The sequence below is a fragment of the Psychrobacillus sp. INOP01 genome, assembly GCF_018140925.1.
In the GTDB taxonomy this organism is placed as follows: Bacteria; Bacillota; Bacilli; order Bacillales_A; family Planococcaceae; genus Psychrobacillus.
In genome coordinates, this window is sequence record NZ_CP073315.1 from 2,137,478 (window position 1) to 2,155,471 (window position 17,994).

The window sequence follows — 17,994 nt, forward strand, 5'->3', positions numbered from 1 at the left end:
GTTCTCCTTATCATTTTAGACTATTCAGTGATTTTAGCTATTTTTCCTTGTTCAATATATATAAGAAGAATAGAAATATCAGCTGGATTTACTCCTGAAATACGAGATGCTTGAGCAATCGACAACGGACGGACTTGCATCAGTTTTTGTTTTGCTTCTGTAGCAATACCATTGATTGCATCATAATCAATATTCTCAGGAATTTTTTTGTCTTCCATTTTTTTAAGTTTTTCTACTTGCTGAAGAGATTTTTCAATATACCCTTCATATTTAACTTGTATCTCTACTTGTTCTTTTTCTTCTAAAACTAATTCTACCTCAGAAGGTGATAATTGAGCTACTAAATCATAGTTCATTTCAGTTCGTTTTAACAGATCTGCTGCACGAATCCCATCTTTCAATTCGCTACCTTCCACACTTCGTATTAAAGCTTGGGTCATGTCATTTGGTTTTATCATTGTAGATCGTAAACGAGCTAACTCATCTTCTATTCTTTTCTTTTTCTCTAAGAATTTATTATATCGTGTTTCTGGAACTAAGCCAATTTCATATCCAATTTCTAATAGTCTTAAATCGGCATTATCGTGTCGAAGTAATAAACGATATTCTGCACGAGAAGTAAGTAAACGATAAGGTTCATTCGTTCCTTTCGTTACTAGGTCGTCAATTAATACACCAATATATGCATCTGATCTACTTAACACTTTTTCTTCTTTCTTAAGTGCTCGTAAACCTGCATTTATTCCTGCCATCAAGCCTTGACCTGCTGCTTCTTCATAACCAGAAGTCCCATTGATTTGGCCTGCTGTATATAAATTTTTTACTTTTTTAGTTTCTAATGTCGGCCATAATTGTGTCGGCACCATTGCATCATACTCAATTGCATATCCGGCACGCATCATTTCTGCATTTTCAAGTCCCGGAACAGATGCTAGAAGCTGGCGTTGAACATGCTCTGGAAGACTTGTGGATAATCCTTGAACATAAACCTCACGTGTATTTCTACCTTCTGGCTCTAAGAAAATCTGATGACGCGGCTTGTCATTAAAGCGGACTACTTTGTCTTCAATTGAAGGACAATATCTTGGTCCAGTTCCTTTAATCATACCAGAATACATTGGTGATAAATGTAGATTATCATTAATAATTTGATGTGTCGTTTCACTTGTATATGTTAACCAGCAAGGTAATTGATCCATGATGAATTCAGTTGTATCAAAACTGAATGCTCTCGGAACATCATCTCCAGGCTGGATTTCTGTTTTACTATAATCTATTGTTTTACTATTAACACGTGGTGGAGTTCCTGTTTTAAAACGGACTAGATCAAATCCTAAATCACGAATACTATCCGCCAATTTAATGGAAGGCTGCTGATTATTTGGACCACTTGAATACTTTAAGTCCCCTATAATAATTTCACCGCGTAGGAAAGTCCCAGTCGTAATTACGACTGTTTCTGCACGGTAAACTGCACCAACTTGTGTAACAAGACCAATGATTTTATCGTCTTCCACTAATAATTCCTCTACTACAGCTTGATGAATCGTTAAATTTTCTTGCTCCTCTAAAAGCCTCTTCATCTCATGTTGGTATAATACTTTATCTGCTTGCGCACGTAGCGCTCGAACAGCAGGTCCTTTCCCCGTGTTCAGCATTCTCATTTGAATATGTGTTTTGTCTATAACTTTTCCCATGGCCCCGCCAAGTGCATCTATTTCACGCACAACAATTCCTTTTGCAGGTCCTCCGATCGATGGATTACAAGGCATAAATGCAATCATATCAAGATTAATTGTTAGAACTAAGGTATTTGCACCCATTTTAGCAGCTGCTAAAGCTGCCTCCACGCCTGCATGTCCAGCTCCTACAACAATCACATCGAACTTGCCTGCTTCAAACTTCGGCATGTTCGTAACTTCCTTTCGTGTTTTATTTTCCTAAACAAAATTGTGAAAACAGTTGATCAATCAAACTTTCTTCTACTGTATCCCCTGTTATTTCACCTAATATCTCCCACGTTCTAGTAACGTCTATTTGTATCATATCCACAGGCACATCGCTCTGTGCAGCTTCTAATGCATCTGTAATAGTAGATTTTGCCAAAGTTAATAATGATATATGACGAGCATTTGAAACATAAGTCATATCTGACGCTTCGATTGAACCTTCAAAGAATAATGAGGCAATCGCTTCTTCTAATTCATCTACACCTTCTTCTTGTAGCAAAGAAGTGGTCACTATACGTTTATGACTCGATAAATTTCTAACTTCATCTATATCTATTTCGGTTGGTAAATCAGTTTTATTGATAATAACGATATAATCCATTCCTTCAATTGCTTCGAACAATCTTCGGTCTTCCATCGTTAACTGTTCAGCGCTATTTAATACAAGTAATATAAGATCTGCTTCTTTAAGTACCTGTCTAGATTTTTCTACGCCAATTCTTTCCACAATATCTTCTGTTTCTCGAATACCAGCAGTATCAACCAACTTTAATGGAACACCGCGTACATTAACGTACTCTTCTATTATATCTCTCGTTGTTCCAGCTATATCTGTCACAATTGCTTTATTTTCTTGTATTAAACTATTTAATAGAGATGATTTCCCTACATTTGGTCTACCAATAATCGCTGTAGATAGCCCTTCTCTTAGTATTTTACCTTGAGATGATGTCAAAAGTAATTTGTCGATTTCTTCCATGACCCAAGTACATTTTTCGATCATTAGCGGAAGTGTCATTTCTTCCACATCATCGTACTCTGGATAATCGATATTTACTTCTACTTGCGCCAAAGTCTCTAAGAGTGCTTGCCTCAATGTTGCAATAAGTCTTGATAATCGACCGTCCATTTGCCCTAATGCAACATTCATTGCTTTATCTGTTTTTGCTCTTATTAAATCCATTACGGCTTCAGCTTGTGACAAATCAATTCTTCCATTTAAAAAAGCACGTTTGGTAAACTCACCTGGTTCTGCAAGTCGGGCACCGTTAATTAATACTAACTGTAGTACTCGATTAACAGAAACTAGTCCTCCATGGCAGTTTATCTCAATTACGTCTTCTCTTGTAAATGTTTTTGGACCTTTCATTAAGGACAGCATGACTTCCTCTACAACCTCATCCGTTTTAGGGTCAACTAGATGTCCGTAATGAATGGTATGAGAACTCTGTTCAAATAAATCTTTTCCGTTTGGCGAACGAAATATTTTATTTGCTATAGCTATTGCACTAGATCCACTTAATCTCACTATTGCAATGGCGCCTTCTCCCATAGGAGTCGAAATAGCAGTTATTGTATCAAATTCCACAGGTGTCCACCTCCTTACAAATCCATACATATCCACATGTGTATAACAAAAACGAACACGACTATCTAACATATAACAATACCATAAAACAACTAAAATCAGAAGTATTGATACTTTTACATATGTGAACAAAAATACCTAAAGTTAGAGATAAGATGATTATGCATAAAAAAGTTTGTTAAAAAGCAAGAAAAACGGACTTCAGTGTTTTACATAGCTGAAATCCGTTTAAAGGTTATTTAATTGGTTCGATGACTAGATAACGATTTGGATCCGTTCCTACTGAATAGGTTTCAATATCTACTCGTACAGACAATGCATTATGAATTATCTTTCGTTCAAATGATGACATCGGTTCAAATTCTACCTTGTCGCCAGTTCGAGTAGCTTTGTCTGCCATTCTTTCTGCTAGTTGCTCCAATGACTCTTGTCTTCGTTCTCGGTAATTACCAACATCTAATTTAATAATTATAAAGGAATTAGAAAATTTATTGGCAACTAGTTGTGATAAATTTTCTAGAGCATTTAATGTTTGCCCACGCTTCCCAATTAGCATAGCTGCTTTCTCACTATTCAGGTGAAGATGAATAAACTTTCCTTCTCTTTTTTCATTTATAACTAAATCGTCAATACTCATTTCTTTTGCAATTTCATTTATATAGCTTTTTGTTTCTTCTACTGCTAGTTCATTTGTTTCTTTAATAGTTGGTTCTTCTTCCATAACCGACACATTTGCGACTGTCTTTTCTAGTTCGGCTACTTCTTCAACTTTTTCTTGTTCTTGTGCTTGTACTTGTTCTACTTTTAGTTCTTGTTCTTTTTTCAAAACAGTTACTTCAACAACTGCAGGCTTCGTTCCAAATCCAAGAAAACCTTTTTTACCTGCTTCCACTACCTTAATTGACACGTCATTTCTTGAAACACCAAGCTTTTCAAGTGCAACTGTTATAGCTTCTTCTTTTGTAGGTGCAGTTTGTGTAATCTGATTCATTTTTTTGGTCCTCCCGTTTTAACAGGTGTTGTTTTTGGTTTGTTCCAAGGTTTGTAAATGAATAAATTTTGAAGGATAGAAATAATATTTCCAATAACCCAATACAAAGTCAATGCAGCTGGTAGCACGATACCAAATCCCATAATCATAAATGGCATAATATACATCATAAGCTTCATTTGAGGATTATCCATTGCTGGACCAGTACGTAAAACGATCAATTGCATAAGACCTGCCAGAATAGCTAGGAAAATACTAGGTTCTGCTAGTGCAAAGCCAGCAAAATCTCCAAGATTAATCTCTGGCGTATTATTCATACGACTAATTGCGTGATAGAAACCAATTAATATCGGCATTTGAACAAAAACTGGTAAACATCCAGCTGCAGGATTAACTCCTCTTTCTTTAAAGAGCGCCATCATTTCCTGCTGATATTTTTGTTGTGTTACAGCATCCTTAGAGCTATATTTTTCTTTTAACTTTTGTAATTCAGGTTGGACCTCTTGCATATTTTTAGAGCTTTTCGTTTGCTTGATCATTAATGGTAGTAATACTAAACGAATAATTATTGTTACCGCAATTATACCCAAACCATATGTGCCTAATATTCCTTTAAAGAACGTAATGGATGATACTAATGGCCATACGATATATTCATTCCAAAATCCTTCTGAGTTATCATAGATTGGCTCATTAAATTCTGTACATCCTGCTAGTAAGGCAGTAGTTACTATTAATAATAGTACAAGTGATAAACGTTTATTCAACCTTCTTCCCCCTAATAAGTCTTATATATCTCTTCATTTCATCTTACCATTTCTTAAAAAAGTTACTACTAACTTTTTTTGTTTAAGACTTTAGCTACTTTCAAAACATGTTCTAAACTTTTTTTGGTTTCATGAAAGTCTAACTTGGCCGCCGGATTTCTAGCGATAATAATATAGTCCATGTTCGGAAATACTTGATCATGTATTTCAAGGAAGGTTTGTCTAATATATCGTTTAATACGATTACGGGCTACTGCATTTCCTACCTTTTTACTGACAGATAATCCAACCCGATAATAATCTTCTTCTTTATTTAAGCAGTACACAACAAATTGTCTATTCGCAAAGGACTTACCCTTCTTAAAAATTGTCTGGAACTCTGCATTTTTTTTAATACGTTGTTTCTTGTTCATCTTCTCACCAGCTCCAACTAATCGTTTTAAAAGAAAAAAAAGACCACTGAAATGGTCAGTGGACTTATGCTGATAATACTTTTCTTCCTTTAGCACGACGGGCTGCAATTACGCGTCGACCGTTTTTTGTACTCATACGTGCGCGGAAACCGTGATTTTTGGCACGTTTACGTGTATTTGGTTGGAATGTACGTTTCATCTATATGACACCTCCTGAGTGATCATCTTCAAACTTCTTAAGACAGTCTCCGATATTATATATAAATTGCAGTAGTTTTGTCAATGACTTTCAATAATTCTCTTCTCTTTTAGTAATACTCAGTTATCCACAATTATGAATGAATCTATTTTTGTACCTGTATATAAAAAAATCCCTCGAAAAATTATCCACAATACTTATAAACATATTCTTCACATATTATTCTATTGTGGACAACTTATATTGTTAATAATTAAATTAATGTGGATAACTCTTAAATTTCTTGTAATTCCAATGTTTTTTTGGTACGATATTTGTGTTTTACTTTTTCAATAATATTTCACTCTTTTTTATTATCCACAGTTGTTAGTAATCTGTGGATAAATTTATTCCCATGACTTTATAAAGGTTATCCACAGTCAGTGGATTTGTGTATATGTCGAATTTTGTTATACATATTTTATTTTTTGAGAAAAGAGTTTAACTATCAAATCTACAGTAAAGGAGACTGGATAATTGGAACATTTAGAAGAACTTTGGGCTAAAGTTCTCTCTGAAGTAGAAAAGAAAACATCGAAACCAAGTTTTGAAACTTGGCTGAAGTCGACCAAACTACTTTCATATAAAGGAGAAACTGTCACGATAGCTGCGCCCAATTCATTTGCTAGGGATTGGTTAGAGAATCATTACGTTCACCTAATAGCTGGTATTTTAACTGAGTTAACCGGTAATGAACTACTTATATCTTTTGTTGTACCAAAAACTCAAGAAATGGATGATTTCGACATTCCTAAACCAAAAATGCCTCCAAATGATGGAGATCAACCAGATTTTTCACCAGGGATGTTAAATTCTAAAAATACATTTGACACATTTGTCATTGGATCTGGTAATCGCTTCGCTCATGCAGCATCTTTAGCTGTAGCTGAAGCTCCCGCTAAAGCCTACAACCCACTTTTCATATATGGAGGAGTTGGATTAGGAAAAACCCACTTAATGCATGCGATTGGTCATTATGTACAAGAACACAATCCAAATGCTAAAGTGGTTTATTTATCTTCTGAAAAGTTTACAAATGAGTTTATAAACTCCATTAGAGATAATAAAGCTGTCAATTTCCGTAATAAATATAGAAATGTAGATGTTCTACTAATAGATGATATTCAGTTCCTTGCAGGAAAAGAATCAACTCAAGAAGAATTTTTCCATACTTTTAATGCCCTACATGAGGAATCCAAGCAAATTGTCATTTCAAGTGACCGTCCGCCTAAAGAAATTCCTACTTTAGAAGATCGTTTACGTTCTCGCTTTGAATGGGGACTAATCACAGATATTGCTCCACCTGACCTAGAAACTCGTATTGCTATTTTACGCAAAAAAGCACGTGCTGATGGATTAGATATATCAGATGATGTGATGGCATATATAGCAAATCAAATAGATTCCAATATTCGTGAATTAGAAGGTGCTCTCATACGAGTAGTGGCCTATTCTTCTCTTATAAATAAGGATATTAATATCGATTTAGCAGCAGAGGCTCTTAAAGACATACTGCCAAATGCTCGTCCAAGAATTATTACAATCTTAGATATCCAAAAAGTAGTTGGGGAGCATTTTCACATTAAGTTAGAAGATTTTGTCGCTAAAAAACGCACAAAGTCGATTGCATTTCCAAGGCAAGTAGCAATGTATCTTTCACGAGAATTAACTGATTTTTCATTGCCTAAAATTGGGGAAGAATTTGGAGGGCGTGATCATACAACTGTGATTCATGCTCATGAAAAAATCTCTAGAATGCTAAAAGAAGATACAAATCTTCAAGATGACGTTAAACAAATTAAGTCTATTCTTGGAAGATAAAAAGTGTTTGTGGATAAATGCTTAGTTTACTAGATTACTTAAACACAACTTATGCACATGTGGACAAGTAGCTCTAAGTAAGCAAAAAAAGACTTATCAACATATCCACAAGCCCTAGTACTATATCTATTATTCTTTTAAATAAATATAATTATATAAGTGAGGTATAAAAATGAAATTCGAAGTAATGAGAGATAGTTTATTAGAGGGATTAAGTGATGTTATAAAAGCAGTAAGTTCCAAAACAACAATTCCAATTCTAACTGGATTAAAACTAGAAGTAACTAATAAAGGACTTTATATTACTGGTAGTGATTCAGATATTACTATTCAAACTTTTATACCTGTTGAAAAAAATGGAGAACAAGTTATCAGTATTACAGAAACAGGTTCTATTGTTTTACAAGCAAGAGTATTTAATGAAATTGTACGTAAGTTACCAACAAATGATGTAGAAATAGAAGTAACCAATCAATTCCAAACACATATTAGATCAGGAAAATCGGAATTCAATTTAATTGGGTTGGATGCATCAGAATATCCATTACTTCCTCAAATAGAGGAAGAGAGACAATTCTTTATTGCATCTGATTTACTCAAATCTATTATTAAAGAAACTGTATTTGCAGTATCTACTTCTGAAAGCCGTCCTGTTCTTACAGGTGTCAATTGGCAAGTCAAAGAAGGGGAACTTCACTGTGTAGCTACTGATAGTCACCGATTAGCTAAAAGAAAAACAGTTATTAAAGATTTGCCAGAGGAAGAATACAGTATAGTAATTCCTGGGAAAAGCTTAAATGAATTAAATAAAATTTTAGAGGAAACATCATCGGAAGTAGCAATTGTGATGACTCAACAACAAATTCTATTTAAAACAGGCGATGTACTATTTTATTCACGATTATTAGAGGGTAATTATCCAGACACTTCAAGATTGATCCCTAGTGAGAGCAAAACAACTATTTTAGTAAACAGTAAATCGTTATTGCAAGCTATAGACAGAGCCTCTTTACTTGCACGTGAAGAAAGAAACAATGTTGTTCGCTTTTCAACTTTAGGTAATGGATTTGTAGAAGTATCTTCTAACTCTCCAGAGATAGGTAATGTAGAAGAACAAATTCAAGCAGAAGAAATAGATGGGGAAGAATTAAAAATTTCATTTAGCGCCAAATATATGATGGATGCTTTAAAAGCTATTGATGGTCAAGATGTAAAAATTTTATTCACAGGCTCTATGAGACCATTTATATTGAAATCTGTACATGATGATTCGATATTACAACTGATTTTACCAGTTAGAACTTACTAATATTTAAGAGATAGTCACGATTGTGGCTATCTTTTTTACTTATTTCGTTATTTGGAGTAAAATGAAGGGATAATGAAAATGAGAAGAGGTTGAATTATTGTTGGAAAAAATTCGATTTGACTCAGAATTTATCACACTTGGTCAATTATTAAAGATGACAGATGCAATTAGCTCAGGCGGGATGGCTAAATGGTTCTTAAGTGAGCATGTTATATACGTCAATGGGGAAGTAGATCAAAGAAGAGGTCGTAAATTACGCCATGATGATGTAGTGAACATACCAGGAGTAGGAAGATTTCAGTTGGTTGGACCTGAGAACGGGGATTGACATGTATATTGAACGATTAGAGTTAAAAGATTTCCGAAATTACGATTCAATTGAAATGAACTTTTCCTCTAAAATTAATGTGTTAATAGGTGAAAATGCGCAAGGTAAAACAAATTTAATGGAATCTCTCTATGTATTATCCATGGCAAAGTCTCATAGGACTTCTAACGATAAAGAATTGATACGTTGGGAAGCAGACTATGGTAAAATAAAAGGAGATATACAAAAAAAGTATGGGCATTTACCTTTAGAATTGATTCTTTCAAAAAAAGGAAAAAAAGCCAAGGTAAACCATCTAGAGCAAACAAGATTAAGTGATTATATAGGTCAACTTAATGTCGTAATGTTCGCACCAGAGGATTTATATTTAGTAAAAGGAAGTCCACAAGTGAGAAGACGATTTCTCGATATGGAAATCGGTCAAATTTCCCCTATTTATTTACATGATTTACTTCATTTCCAAAAAATAATGAAACAGCGAAATCATATTTTAAAACAACATCAAGGTAAGCCTATATTAAATGATGTGATGTTCGATGTTTATACGGAACAATATATAGATGCAGCAATAAAAGTGATTCAAAAGAGATTTCATTTTATGCAATTGTTACAACAATGGGCGGAACCAATTCACTTTGGGATTTCTAGAGGCTTAGAAAAATTGCGAATTTCCTATAATTCTTCAACTGGAATTCAACCAGAATGGTCAGCAAATGAAATGAAAAATCATCTTGAAAGAAAAATAGCAGAGAATCAGAATAGAGAACTCTATCGTGGAGTATCCTTAATTGGACCACATCGCGATGATTTACAATTCTTTGTAAACGACTATGATGTACAAACTTATGGATCTCAAGGGCAGCAGCGTACAACAGCATTGTCTTTGAAGCTCGCTGAAATTGAATTAATAAAACAGGAGGTTGGTGAATCTCCTGTTTTATTACTGGATGACGTTCTATCCGAACTAGATGACTATCGACAATCTCACTTATTAAATACAATTCAAGGAGATGTCCAAACGTTTGTTACGACTACAAGTGTTGAAGGCATTGCACATGAAACAATTCAACAAGCTGAATTGTTTCATGTGGAACAAGGTGCAATAGTAGACCAGTAAAAACATACAACGAACACAAATGTACAAATAGAAAAAGTTTATAAATGAATCACCATTATTGAACGAATGAAAGAGTGGGTGAACAAGTTGGCAATGGAAGAAAAAGAACTGAATCAATCTTATGATGCTGATCAGATACAAGTATTAGAAGGATTAGAAGCTGTTCGTAAGCGTCCAGGGATGTATATTGGTACGACAAGTTCAAAAGGGCTTCATCATCTTGTTTGGGAAATTGTTGATAACAGTATTGATGAGGCATTAGCAGGTTACTGTGACCATATTATTGTTACTATCGAAAAAGATGACTGGATCCGAGTAGAAGACAATGGCCGTGGTATACCAGTTGACACACAAGAAAAAATGGGTAAGCCGGCAGTAGAGGTAATCATGACGGTTCTACATGCAGGTGGTAAATTTGGTGGCGGTGGATATAAAGTATCCGGAGGACTTCATGGTGTAGGTGCCTCAGTAGTAAACGCCCTATCCGAATATACAGAAGTATATGTTAAACGTGACGAAAAAATTCATCTTATTAAATTTGAGCGTGGAGCAGTTTCTTCTCCTCTAGAAGTTATTGGAGACACGGATGTAACTGGAACAACTACTAGATTTAAAGCAGATGATGAGATTTTCACGGAAACTACTATTTACGAGTACGAAATCCTTGAACATCGTGTACGTGAACTTGCGTATTTAAATCGTGGGTTATCTATAACACTTGCAGATGAAAGAGAAGGAAAAGAAAAAACAGTTAAATATTACTACGAGGGTGGTATTAAATCGTACGTAGAAGATTTAAACGAATCCAAAGAGCCTATAACAGAAGAAGCAATATTTGTTGAAGGTGAAAAAGATGGAATTTCTGTAGAGATTGCTATGCAATACAATTCAGGATACTCTTCAAATATTTTATCTTTTGCTAATAATATTAGTACTTACGAAGGTGGAGCTCATGAATCTGGCTTCAAAACTGCATTAACTCGTGTCATAAACGACTATGCAAGAAAGAATGGCTTGTTAAAAGAGGCAGATACCAATTTATCTGGGGATGATGTACGGGAAGGTTTAACTGCAATTGTTTCCATAAAACACCCAGATCCTCAATTTGAAGGCCAAACAAAAACAAAATTAGGTAACTCCGAAGTAAGCCCTATTACTAATAGTCTATTTTCCGAAGGGTTTGATCGATTTTTATTAGAAAATCCTCAAATTTCTAGAAAAATAGTGGAAAAAGGCTTAATGGCTGCTAGAGCTCGCGTAGCTGCTAAAAAAGCTCGTGAATTTACGCGTCGAAAATCGGCACTAGAGGTTTCTAGTTTACCCGGTAAATTAGCAGACTGCTCTTCTCGTATCCCTGCAGAAAGTGAACTATATATTGTAGAGGGTGACTCTGCCGGTGGTTCTGCTAAATCTGGTCGTGACCGTCATTTCCAAGCAATACTGCCTTTACGTGGTAAGATTCTAAATGTGGAAAAAGCACGCTTAGATCGAATTTTAGGAAATGCAGAGATTCGTGCAATGATTACTGCACTTGGAACAGGTATTGGAGAAGAGTTTACTTTAGAAAAAGCTCGTTATCATAAGATTATTATTATGACAGATGCTGATGTTGATGGAGCACATATTCGGACATTGCTACTTACATTCTTCTTCCGTTTTATGAGACCATTAATTGAGGCTGGTTATGTATATGCAGCTCAGCCACCTTTGTATCAAGTTAAACAAGGGAAGCATGTAGAATATTGCTATAATGAGGAACAATTAAAAGAGATTTTAGACCGGTTACCTAAAACTTCAAAACCAAATATTCAACGTTATAAAGGTTTGGGAGAAATGGATGCAGACCAACTTTGGGAAACAACTATGGACCCGGAAGAACGTACATTACTACAAGTAAATTTAGATAATGCAATGGAAGCGGATAAGATATTTGAACAACTGATGGGCGAGGAAGTAGAGCCAAGACGTCTATTTATTGAAGAAAATGCTGTATACGTGAAAAACTTAGATATTTAAGAAAGTGTGTGACTGGAGGTCTTTAGGATGTCAGAAATACCGAATAAAGGCGTGAAGGGGATCAATATTAGTACAGAAATGAAAACCTCATTTCTAGACTATGCGATGAGTGTAATTGTATCCCGTGCCTTACCAGACGTTCGTGACGGGCTAAAGCCTGTACATCGTCGAATTTTATATGGTATGCAAGAGTTGGGGAATACACCTGATAAACCTCATAAAAAATCGGCTCGTATTGTAGGAGACGTAATGGGGAAATACCATCCACATGGTGACTCATCTATTTATGATGCAATGGTACGTATGGCGCAAGACTTTAGTTACCGTTATATGCTTGTAGATGGTCATGGAAACTTTGGTTCTGTCGATGGGGACGGGGCAGCAGCTATGCGTTATACGGAATCACGTATGTCCAAAATTGCTTTAGAATTATTGCGAGATATTAATAAAAATACCATCGATTACAAAGACAACTACGATGGACAAGAAAAAGAACCAGTTGTGTTACCTAGTAGATATCCTAACTTACTTGTAAACGGTGCTTCTGGAATTGCTGTTGGGATGGCTACGAATATTCCATCACATAATTTAGGAGAAGTAATTGACGGAGTATTGGCTTTAGCTGAAAACCCTGCAATTACAATTGAAGAGTTGATGTCTATTATACCTGGACCGGATTTCCCAACTGGTGGTATTATTTTAGGCCGTAGTGGTATTCGCCGTGCCTATGAAACAGGTAGAGGCTCTATATTAATTCGTGCAAAAGTAGAGATTGAAGTAAAATCGAGTGGTAAAGAAGTTATTCTTGTTAAAGAATTACCATATCAGGTAAATAAAGCTCGATTAATAGAGAAAATCGCTGAGTTAGTACGCGATAAAAAAATCGATGGTATTACCCATTTAGCGGATGAATCTGATCGTAATGGAATGCGAATTGTTATTGAGGTACGTAAGGATGCGAATTCTCATGTATTATTAAATAACTTATATAAACAAACTGCATTACAATCAAGCTTTGGGGTTAATATGCTTGCATTAGTGGACAACCAACCAAAAGTTTTGAACATAAAAGAAATGCTTTATTATTACTTAGAACATCAAAAAGTGGTAATACGTCGTCGTACTCAGTTTGAACTGAACAAAGCTGAAGACCGTGCACATATTTTAGAGGGACTTCGAATTGCTTTAGATCATATCGATGAAATTATCAAGTTAATCCGAGCTTCACAAACAGGTGAAGAAGCAAAAAATGGATTGATAGAGACATTCAATTTATCCGAAAGACAAGCGCAGGCTATTCTAGATATGCGTCTACAACGTTTAACTGGTTTAGAACGTGATAAAATTGAAGAAGAATATAACAACTTATTGAAATTGATTGAAGAACTAAAATTCATCTTGGCAAATGAGTATCGTGTAGTTGAAATAATTAGAGAAGAAATTTCCGAGATTAAAGATCGCTATGCGGACAAACGTCGAACTGAAATTGTTGCTGGAGGAGCAGAAGTTTTAGAGGATGAAGATTTAATCCCAATAGAAAATTCTGTACTTACTTTAACAAACAAAGGATATATTAAACGTTTACCTGCTAATACGTATAAGAGTCAAAAAAGAGGCGGTCGTGGTGTTCAAGGTATGGGTACAAATGAAGATGACTTTGTAGAGCATCTATTGTACACATCAACACATGATACAATTCTCTTCTTTACAAACAAAGGGAAAGTTTATCGAGCTCGAGGATTCGAGATCCCTGAATATGGTCGTACTGCAAAAGGCTTACCGATTATAAATCTATTAGGTGTTGAGAAAGACGAACATATTACTGCTATGATTCCAATGGCATCGTTTGAAGAAGAAAATTATTTTATCTTTACAACGAAGTATGGAGTAACGAAACGTTCTCCTGTAACTGGATTTGCGCATATCCGTGCAAATGGATTGATTGCTATTTCGTTACGTGAGGAAGATGAGCTTATTGCTGTTCGTTTAACTAATGGCGATAAACAAATCATTATAGGTACTCGCCAAGGTAAATTAGTTCGATTCGAAGAAACCGATATACGCTCCATGGGTAGAACTGCTGGAGGAGTAAGAGGGATTCGTTTGAAAGATGATGACTATGTAGTAGGTATGGAGATTATCGAACCTGATCAAGAAATTTTAGTTGTTACAGAAAATGGATATGGTAAACGTACTCCAGAGTCTGAATATCGTTTACAAAGTCGTGGTGGGATGGGTGTTAAAACTTGTCAAATCACAGACAAAAATGGTCCTTTATCAGCTGTTAAGGCAGTTAATGGCACAGAAGACTTAATGCTGATCACGATTAATGGAATGCTTATCCGTATGGATGTAAAAGATATTTCTAAAACTGGTCGTAGTACGCAGGGAGTCCGTTTAATGAGGCTAGCAGGAGATGAGCTAATTTCTACTGTAGCAAAAGTTGAAAAAGAAGAAGATGACGATGAAGAAAATGTAGAAATCATAGATAATCTAGAAGAAGGATCTACAATTGAAATAGAGTCATCTTTAACAGAAGAACAAACCGAATAAATTTAACAAACACCCATAAACAATACTGTTTATGGGTGTTTTTATGTATCTGGGTAAAACATTTTCCATATACTTTCAATATGAGTATTTAGTATAATTAAAGAAACGTTTGAAAAGGGGAATTCTAAATGAACCAAACCCTCATTAATCTAGAGGAATTGAAATTAGGTACTATAATCGCAGAAGATATATTAGTTAATACTAACTCGCCTATAATTCATAAAGAGTCAAAGGTAACTAGAGAACTTATTCAAGTTTTGAGTGCTTTTAATATAACTAAAGTACCCGTTGTCCTAGAAAATGTTTTTAATAGATCAGAAGAAGAGATAAAAAAGTTATTTGAAGATAAAGAAGAATCTCCTCATATAGAAGACAAGCCACTAGTTGACACGAGTTTTGTTCAATTATATAAAAAGGCTGTAGATAGTTTCTATAAAGAATATATTGGCTGGGAAGCAGGCATGAAAGTAGATGTGGCAAAGCTACGGAATATTATTATGCCTTTAGTCGAAAAAGCAATGGTAGAAAAACAAGTATTTTCTCTGTTAAATATGTATTCTAAGATGGATAAATATATTGCACATCATTCTATAGCTGTTGGAATTATTTCAGGGGCAATAGCTAAAAAGTTAAATTATCCTTCGGGTCAAATAACGCAAATGGCTACAGCTGGTTTAATGGCTGATATAGGTATGGCAAAAGTGGATCCAAAGATAAGAGATAAAAAGTCTAATCTCACGGAATCAGAATTTTCAGAGGTAAAAAAACATACTATTTATAGTTTTCAAATGATTAAAGATAGCCCTTTACTAAAACCTGAAATGAAATTAGCAATATTTCAACATCATGAACGTTTAGATGGGAGTGGCTATCCGAAAAGCGATAAATTGAATGATGTTTCTGTTTACTCTCAAATAATAGCGGTAGCTGACGTCTACCATGCGATGACTTCAGAACGTATTTACCGTGCTAAAAGTTCTTCTTTTAAAGTTCTAGAAATGATTCGAGAAGAAGAGTTTGGAAAGTATAATATAGAAGTAGTTAATAAATTCATAGAGTTAGTTGGGTCTCTACCTATTTCAACTAGTGTTCTTCTATCAACTGGTGAAAAAGGAGAAGTAGTTTTCTTACATAGAGATTCTCCGATGCGTCCAATGGTTCGATTAACTGACAGTGGTAAAATAATAGATTTAGCAGCAAATAGATCCATTCATATAGAGAGTATTATGAGCTAATTTAAGCTAAACTCTTTCGTCTTTTATTAGTAGAGGAAAGAGTTTAATATTATTTCTCAATAAAGTGTTGACAAATTCCTGAGGACTTGATATTATATAGAAGTCGCCAAAACGACATTACAACAACATGAACATTGAAAACTGAACATGCAAAACGTTAAGACATACAGCTTATCAACTAACTTAGTTAGTTTGATAGCAAAACAATTTTGACATCATTTAATGATGATGCCAGCAAAACAAATGAGCTTTTTAAGTTCTCTATTATGGAGAGTTTGATCCTGGCTCAGGACGAACGCTGGCGGCATGCCTAATACATGCAAGTCGAGCGAATGACGAAGAAGCTTGCTTCTTCTGATTTAGCGGCGGACGGGTGAGTAACACGTGGGCAACCTGCCCTGTAGATTGGGATAACTCCGGGAAACCGGGGCTAATACCGAATAATCCATTTCCTCACATGGGGAGATGTTAAAAGACGGTTTCGGCTGTCACTACAGGATGGGCCCGCGGCGCATTAGCTAGTTGGTGAGGTAACGGCTCACCAAGGCGACGATGCGTAGCCGACCTGAGAGGGTGATCGGCCACACTGGGACTGAGACACGGCCCAGACTCCTACGGGAGGCAGCAGTAGGGAATCTTCCACAATGGACGAAAGTCTGATGGAGCAATGCCGCGTGAGTGAAGAAGGTTTTCGGATCGTAAAACTCTGTTGTGAGGGAAGAACAAGTACGAGAGTAACTGCTCGTACCTTGACGGTACCTCATTAGAAAGCCACGGCTAACTACGTGCCAGCAGCCGCGGTAATACGTAGGTGGCAAGCGTTGTCCGGAATTATTGGGCGTAAAGCGCGCGCAGGCGGTCCTTTAAGTCTGATGTGAAATCCCACGGCTCAACCGTGGAAGGTCATTGGAAACTGGGGGACTTGAGTACAGAAGAGGAAAGCGGAATTCCAAGTGTAGCGGTGAAATGCGTAGAGATTTGGAGGAACACCAGTGGCGAAGGCGGCTTTCTGGTCTGTAACTGACGCTGAGGCGCGAAAGCGTGGGGAGCAAACAGGATTAGATACCCTGGTAGTCCACGCCGTAAACGATGAGTGCTAAGTGTTAGGGGGTTTCCGCCCCTTAGTGCTGCAGCTAACGCATTAAGCACTCCGCCTGGGGAGTACGGTCGCAAGACTGAAACTCAAAGGAATTGACGGGGGCCCGCACAAGCGGTGGAGCATGTGGTTTAATTCGAAGCAACGCGAAGAACCTTACCAGGTCTTGACATCCCGCTGACCGGTCTAGAGATAGGCTTTTCCCTTCGGGGACAGCGGTGACAGGTGGTGCATGGTTGTCGTCAGCTCGTGTCGTGAGATGTTGGGTTAAGTCCCGCAACGAGCGCAACCCTTGATCTTAGTTGCCAGCATTCAGTTGGGCACTCTAAGGTGACTGCCGGTGATAAACCGGAGGAAGGTGGGGATGACGTCAAATCATCATGCCCCTTATGACCTGGGCTACACACGTGCTACAATGGACGGTACAGAGGGTCGCAACCCCGCGAGGGTGAGCAAATCCCATAAAACCGTTCTCAGTTCGGATTGTAGGCTGCAACTCGCCTACATGAAGCCGGAATCGCTAGTAATCGTGGATCAGCATGCCACGGTGAATACGTTCCCGGGCCTTGTACACACCGCCCGTCACACCACGAGAGTTTGTAACACCCGAAGTCGGTGGGGTAACCCTTACGGGAGCCAGCCGCCGAAGGTGGGACAGATGATTGGGGTGAAGTCGTAACAAGGTAGCCGTATCGGAAGGTGCGGCTGGATCACCTCCTTTCTAAGGATAATATCGGAATACAGATTTTTATCTGTATCTTAACGTTTTGCAGTTCAGTTTTGAATGTTCAT

Annotated in this window: 13 protein-coding genes and 1 rRNA gene; 8 read left to right on the forward strand and 6 right to left on the reverse strand. The window is 36.5% G+C overall.

The window, feature by feature from the left end; all coding sequences use genetic code 11:
• Window positions 1-20: 20 nt before the first annotated feature.
• The 6 genes from mnmG to rpmH form a co-directional block, all read right to left on the reverse strand.
• Window positions 21-1,910 (reverse strand): tRNA uridine-5-carboxymethylaminomethyl(34) synthesis enzyme MnmG, encoded by a 1,890-nt coding sequence (mnmG, locus tag KD050_RS10855; protein WP_211896144.1) that lies wholly within the window; start codon window positions 1,908-1,910, stop codon window positions 21-23.
• 22 nt (window positions 1,911-1,932) lie between these two features.
• Complete coding sequence (mnmE, locus tag KD050_RS10860; protein WP_211896145.1) at window positions 1,933-3,318, reverse strand: tRNA uridine-5-carboxymethylaminomethyl(34) synthesis GTPase MnmE; 1,386 nt, start codon at window positions 3,316-3,318, stop codon at window positions 1,933-1,935.
• A gap of 235 nt (window positions 3,319-3,553) precedes the next feature.
• A complete protein-coding gene (gene jag, locus KD050_RS10865) occupies window positions 3,554-4,309 on the reverse strand; it encodes an RNA-binding cell elongation regulator Jag/EloR (protein WP_211896146.1) in 756 nt (251 codons plus the stop codon).
• Window positions 4,306-5,076, reverse strand: coding sequence for a membrane protein insertase YidC (gene yidC / locus KD050_RS10870; RefSeq protein WP_211896147.1), 771 nt, complete (start codon window positions 5,074-5,076; stop codon window positions 4,306-4,308). The genes jag and yidC overlap by 4 nt, the downstream gene beginning before the upstream one ends.
• 68 nt (window positions 5,077-5,144) lie before the next feature.
• Window positions 5,145-5,489: a ribonuclease P protein component gene (gene rnpA / locus KD050_RS10875; RefSeq protein ID WP_211896148.1), complete on the reverse strand. Its 345-nt coding sequence runs from the start codon at window positions 5,487-5,489 to the stop codon at window positions 5,145-5,147.
• A 64-nt stretch (window positions 5,490-5,553) separates the two neighbouring features.
• Window positions 5,554-5,688: a 50S ribosomal protein L34 gene (gene rpmH, locus KD050_RS10880; protein ID WP_090567297.1), complete on the reverse strand. Its 135-nt coding sequence runs from the start codon at window positions 5,686-5,688 to the stop codon at window positions 5,554-5,556.
• Between the two features lie 516 nt (window positions 5,689-6,204).
• Here rpmH and dnaA point away from each other — a divergent pair.
• From dnaA to KD050_RS10920, 8 genes are all read left to right on the forward strand, one after another.
• A complete protein-coding gene (gene dnaA, locus KD050_RS10885; RefSeq protein WP_211896149.1) occupies window positions 6,205-7,548 on the forward strand; it encodes a chromosomal replication initiator protein DnaA in 1,344 nt (447 codons plus the stop codon).
• A gap of 172 nt (window positions 7,549-7,720) precedes the next feature.
• Window positions 7,721-8,857, forward strand: a complete 1,137-nt coding sequence (dnaN, locus tag KD050_RS10890) for a DNA polymerase III subunit beta (protein ID WP_211896150.1) — start codon at window positions 7,721-7,723, stop codon at window positions 8,855-8,857.
• A gap of 100 nt (window positions 8,858-8,957) precedes the next feature.
• Window positions 8,958-9,185: a S4 domain-containing protein YaaA gene (gene yaaA / locus KD050_RS10895; protein ID WP_211896269.1), complete on the forward strand. Its 228-nt coding sequence runs from the start codon at window positions 8,958-8,960 to the stop codon at window positions 9,183-9,185.
• A gap of 1 nt (window position 9,186) precedes the next feature.
• On the forward strand, window positions 9,187-10,302 hold the full coding sequence (gene recF / locus KD050_RS10900; protein ID WP_211896151.1) for a DNA replication/repair protein RecF: 1,116 nt from the start codon (window positions 9,187-9,189) through the stop codon (window positions 10,300-10,302).
• A 93-nt stretch (window positions 10,303-10,395) separates the two neighbouring features.
• A complete protein-coding gene (gene gyrB, locus KD050_RS10905) occupies window positions 10,396-12,318 on the forward strand; it encodes a DNA topoisomerase (ATP-hydrolyzing) subunit B (RefSeq protein WP_211896270.1) in 1,923 nt (640 codons plus the stop codon).
• Window positions 12,319-12,345: 27 nt separating this feature from the next.
• The gene (gyrA, locus tag KD050_RS10910) at window positions 12,346-14,871 is read left to right on the forward strand and encodes a DNA gyrase subunit A (protein WP_211896152.1); all 2,526 of its coding nucleotides are present in this window, start codon (window positions 12,346-12,348) and stop codon (window positions 14,869-14,871) included.
• A gap of 128 nt (window positions 14,872-14,999) precedes the next feature.
• Entirely contained in the window at window positions 15,000-16,106 is a 1,107-nt protein-coding gene (locus tag KD050_RS10915; protein WP_211892423.1) for an HD-GYP domain-containing protein, read from the forward strand.
• Window positions 16,107-16,369: 263 nt separating this feature from the next.
• Window positions 16,370-17,923: ribosomal RNA gene (locus KD050_RS10920) — 16S ribosomal RNA — on the forward strand.
• The last annotated feature ends 71 nt before the right edge of the window (window positions 17,924-17,994 follow it).

What these genes read in the sequence shown, in the direction of transcription:
- dnaN (WP_211896150.1), top strand. Translation starts at nt 7,721, where the DNA reads ATGAAATTCGAAGTAATGAGAGATAGTTTATTAGAGGGATTAAGTGAT.
- gyrB (WP_211896270.1), top strand. Translation starts at nt 10,396, where the DNA reads ATGGAAGAAAAAGAACTGAATCAATCTTATGATGCTGATCAGATACAA.
- gyrA (WP_211896152.1), top strand. Translation starts at nt 12,346, where the DNA reads ATGTCAGAAATACCGAATAAAGGCGTGAAGGGGATCAATATTAGTACA.
- jag (WP_211896146.1), bottom strand. Translation starts at nt 4,309, where the DNA reads ATGAATCAGATTACACAAACTGCACCTACAAAAGAAGAAGCTATAACA.
- KD050_RS10915 (WP_211892423.1), top strand. Translation starts at nt 15,000, where the DNA reads ATGAACCAAACCCTCATTAATCTAGAGGAATTGAAATTAGGTACTATA.
- mnmG (WP_211896144.1), bottom strand. Translation starts at nt 1,910, where the DNA reads ATGCCGAAGTTTGAAGCAGGCAAGTTCGATGTGATTGTTGTAGGAGCT.
- recF (WP_211896151.1), top strand. Translation starts at nt 9,187, where the DNA reads ATGTATATTGAACGATTAGAGTTAAAAGATTTCCGAAATTACGATTCA.
- rnpA (WP_211896148.1), bottom strand. Translation starts at nt 5,489, where the DNA reads ATGAACAAGAAACAACGTATTAAAAAAAATGCAGAGTTCCAGACAATT.
- rpmH (WP_090567297.1), bottom strand. Translation starts at nt 5,688, where the DNA reads ATGAAACGTACATTCCAACCAAATACACGTAAACGTGCCAAAAATCAC.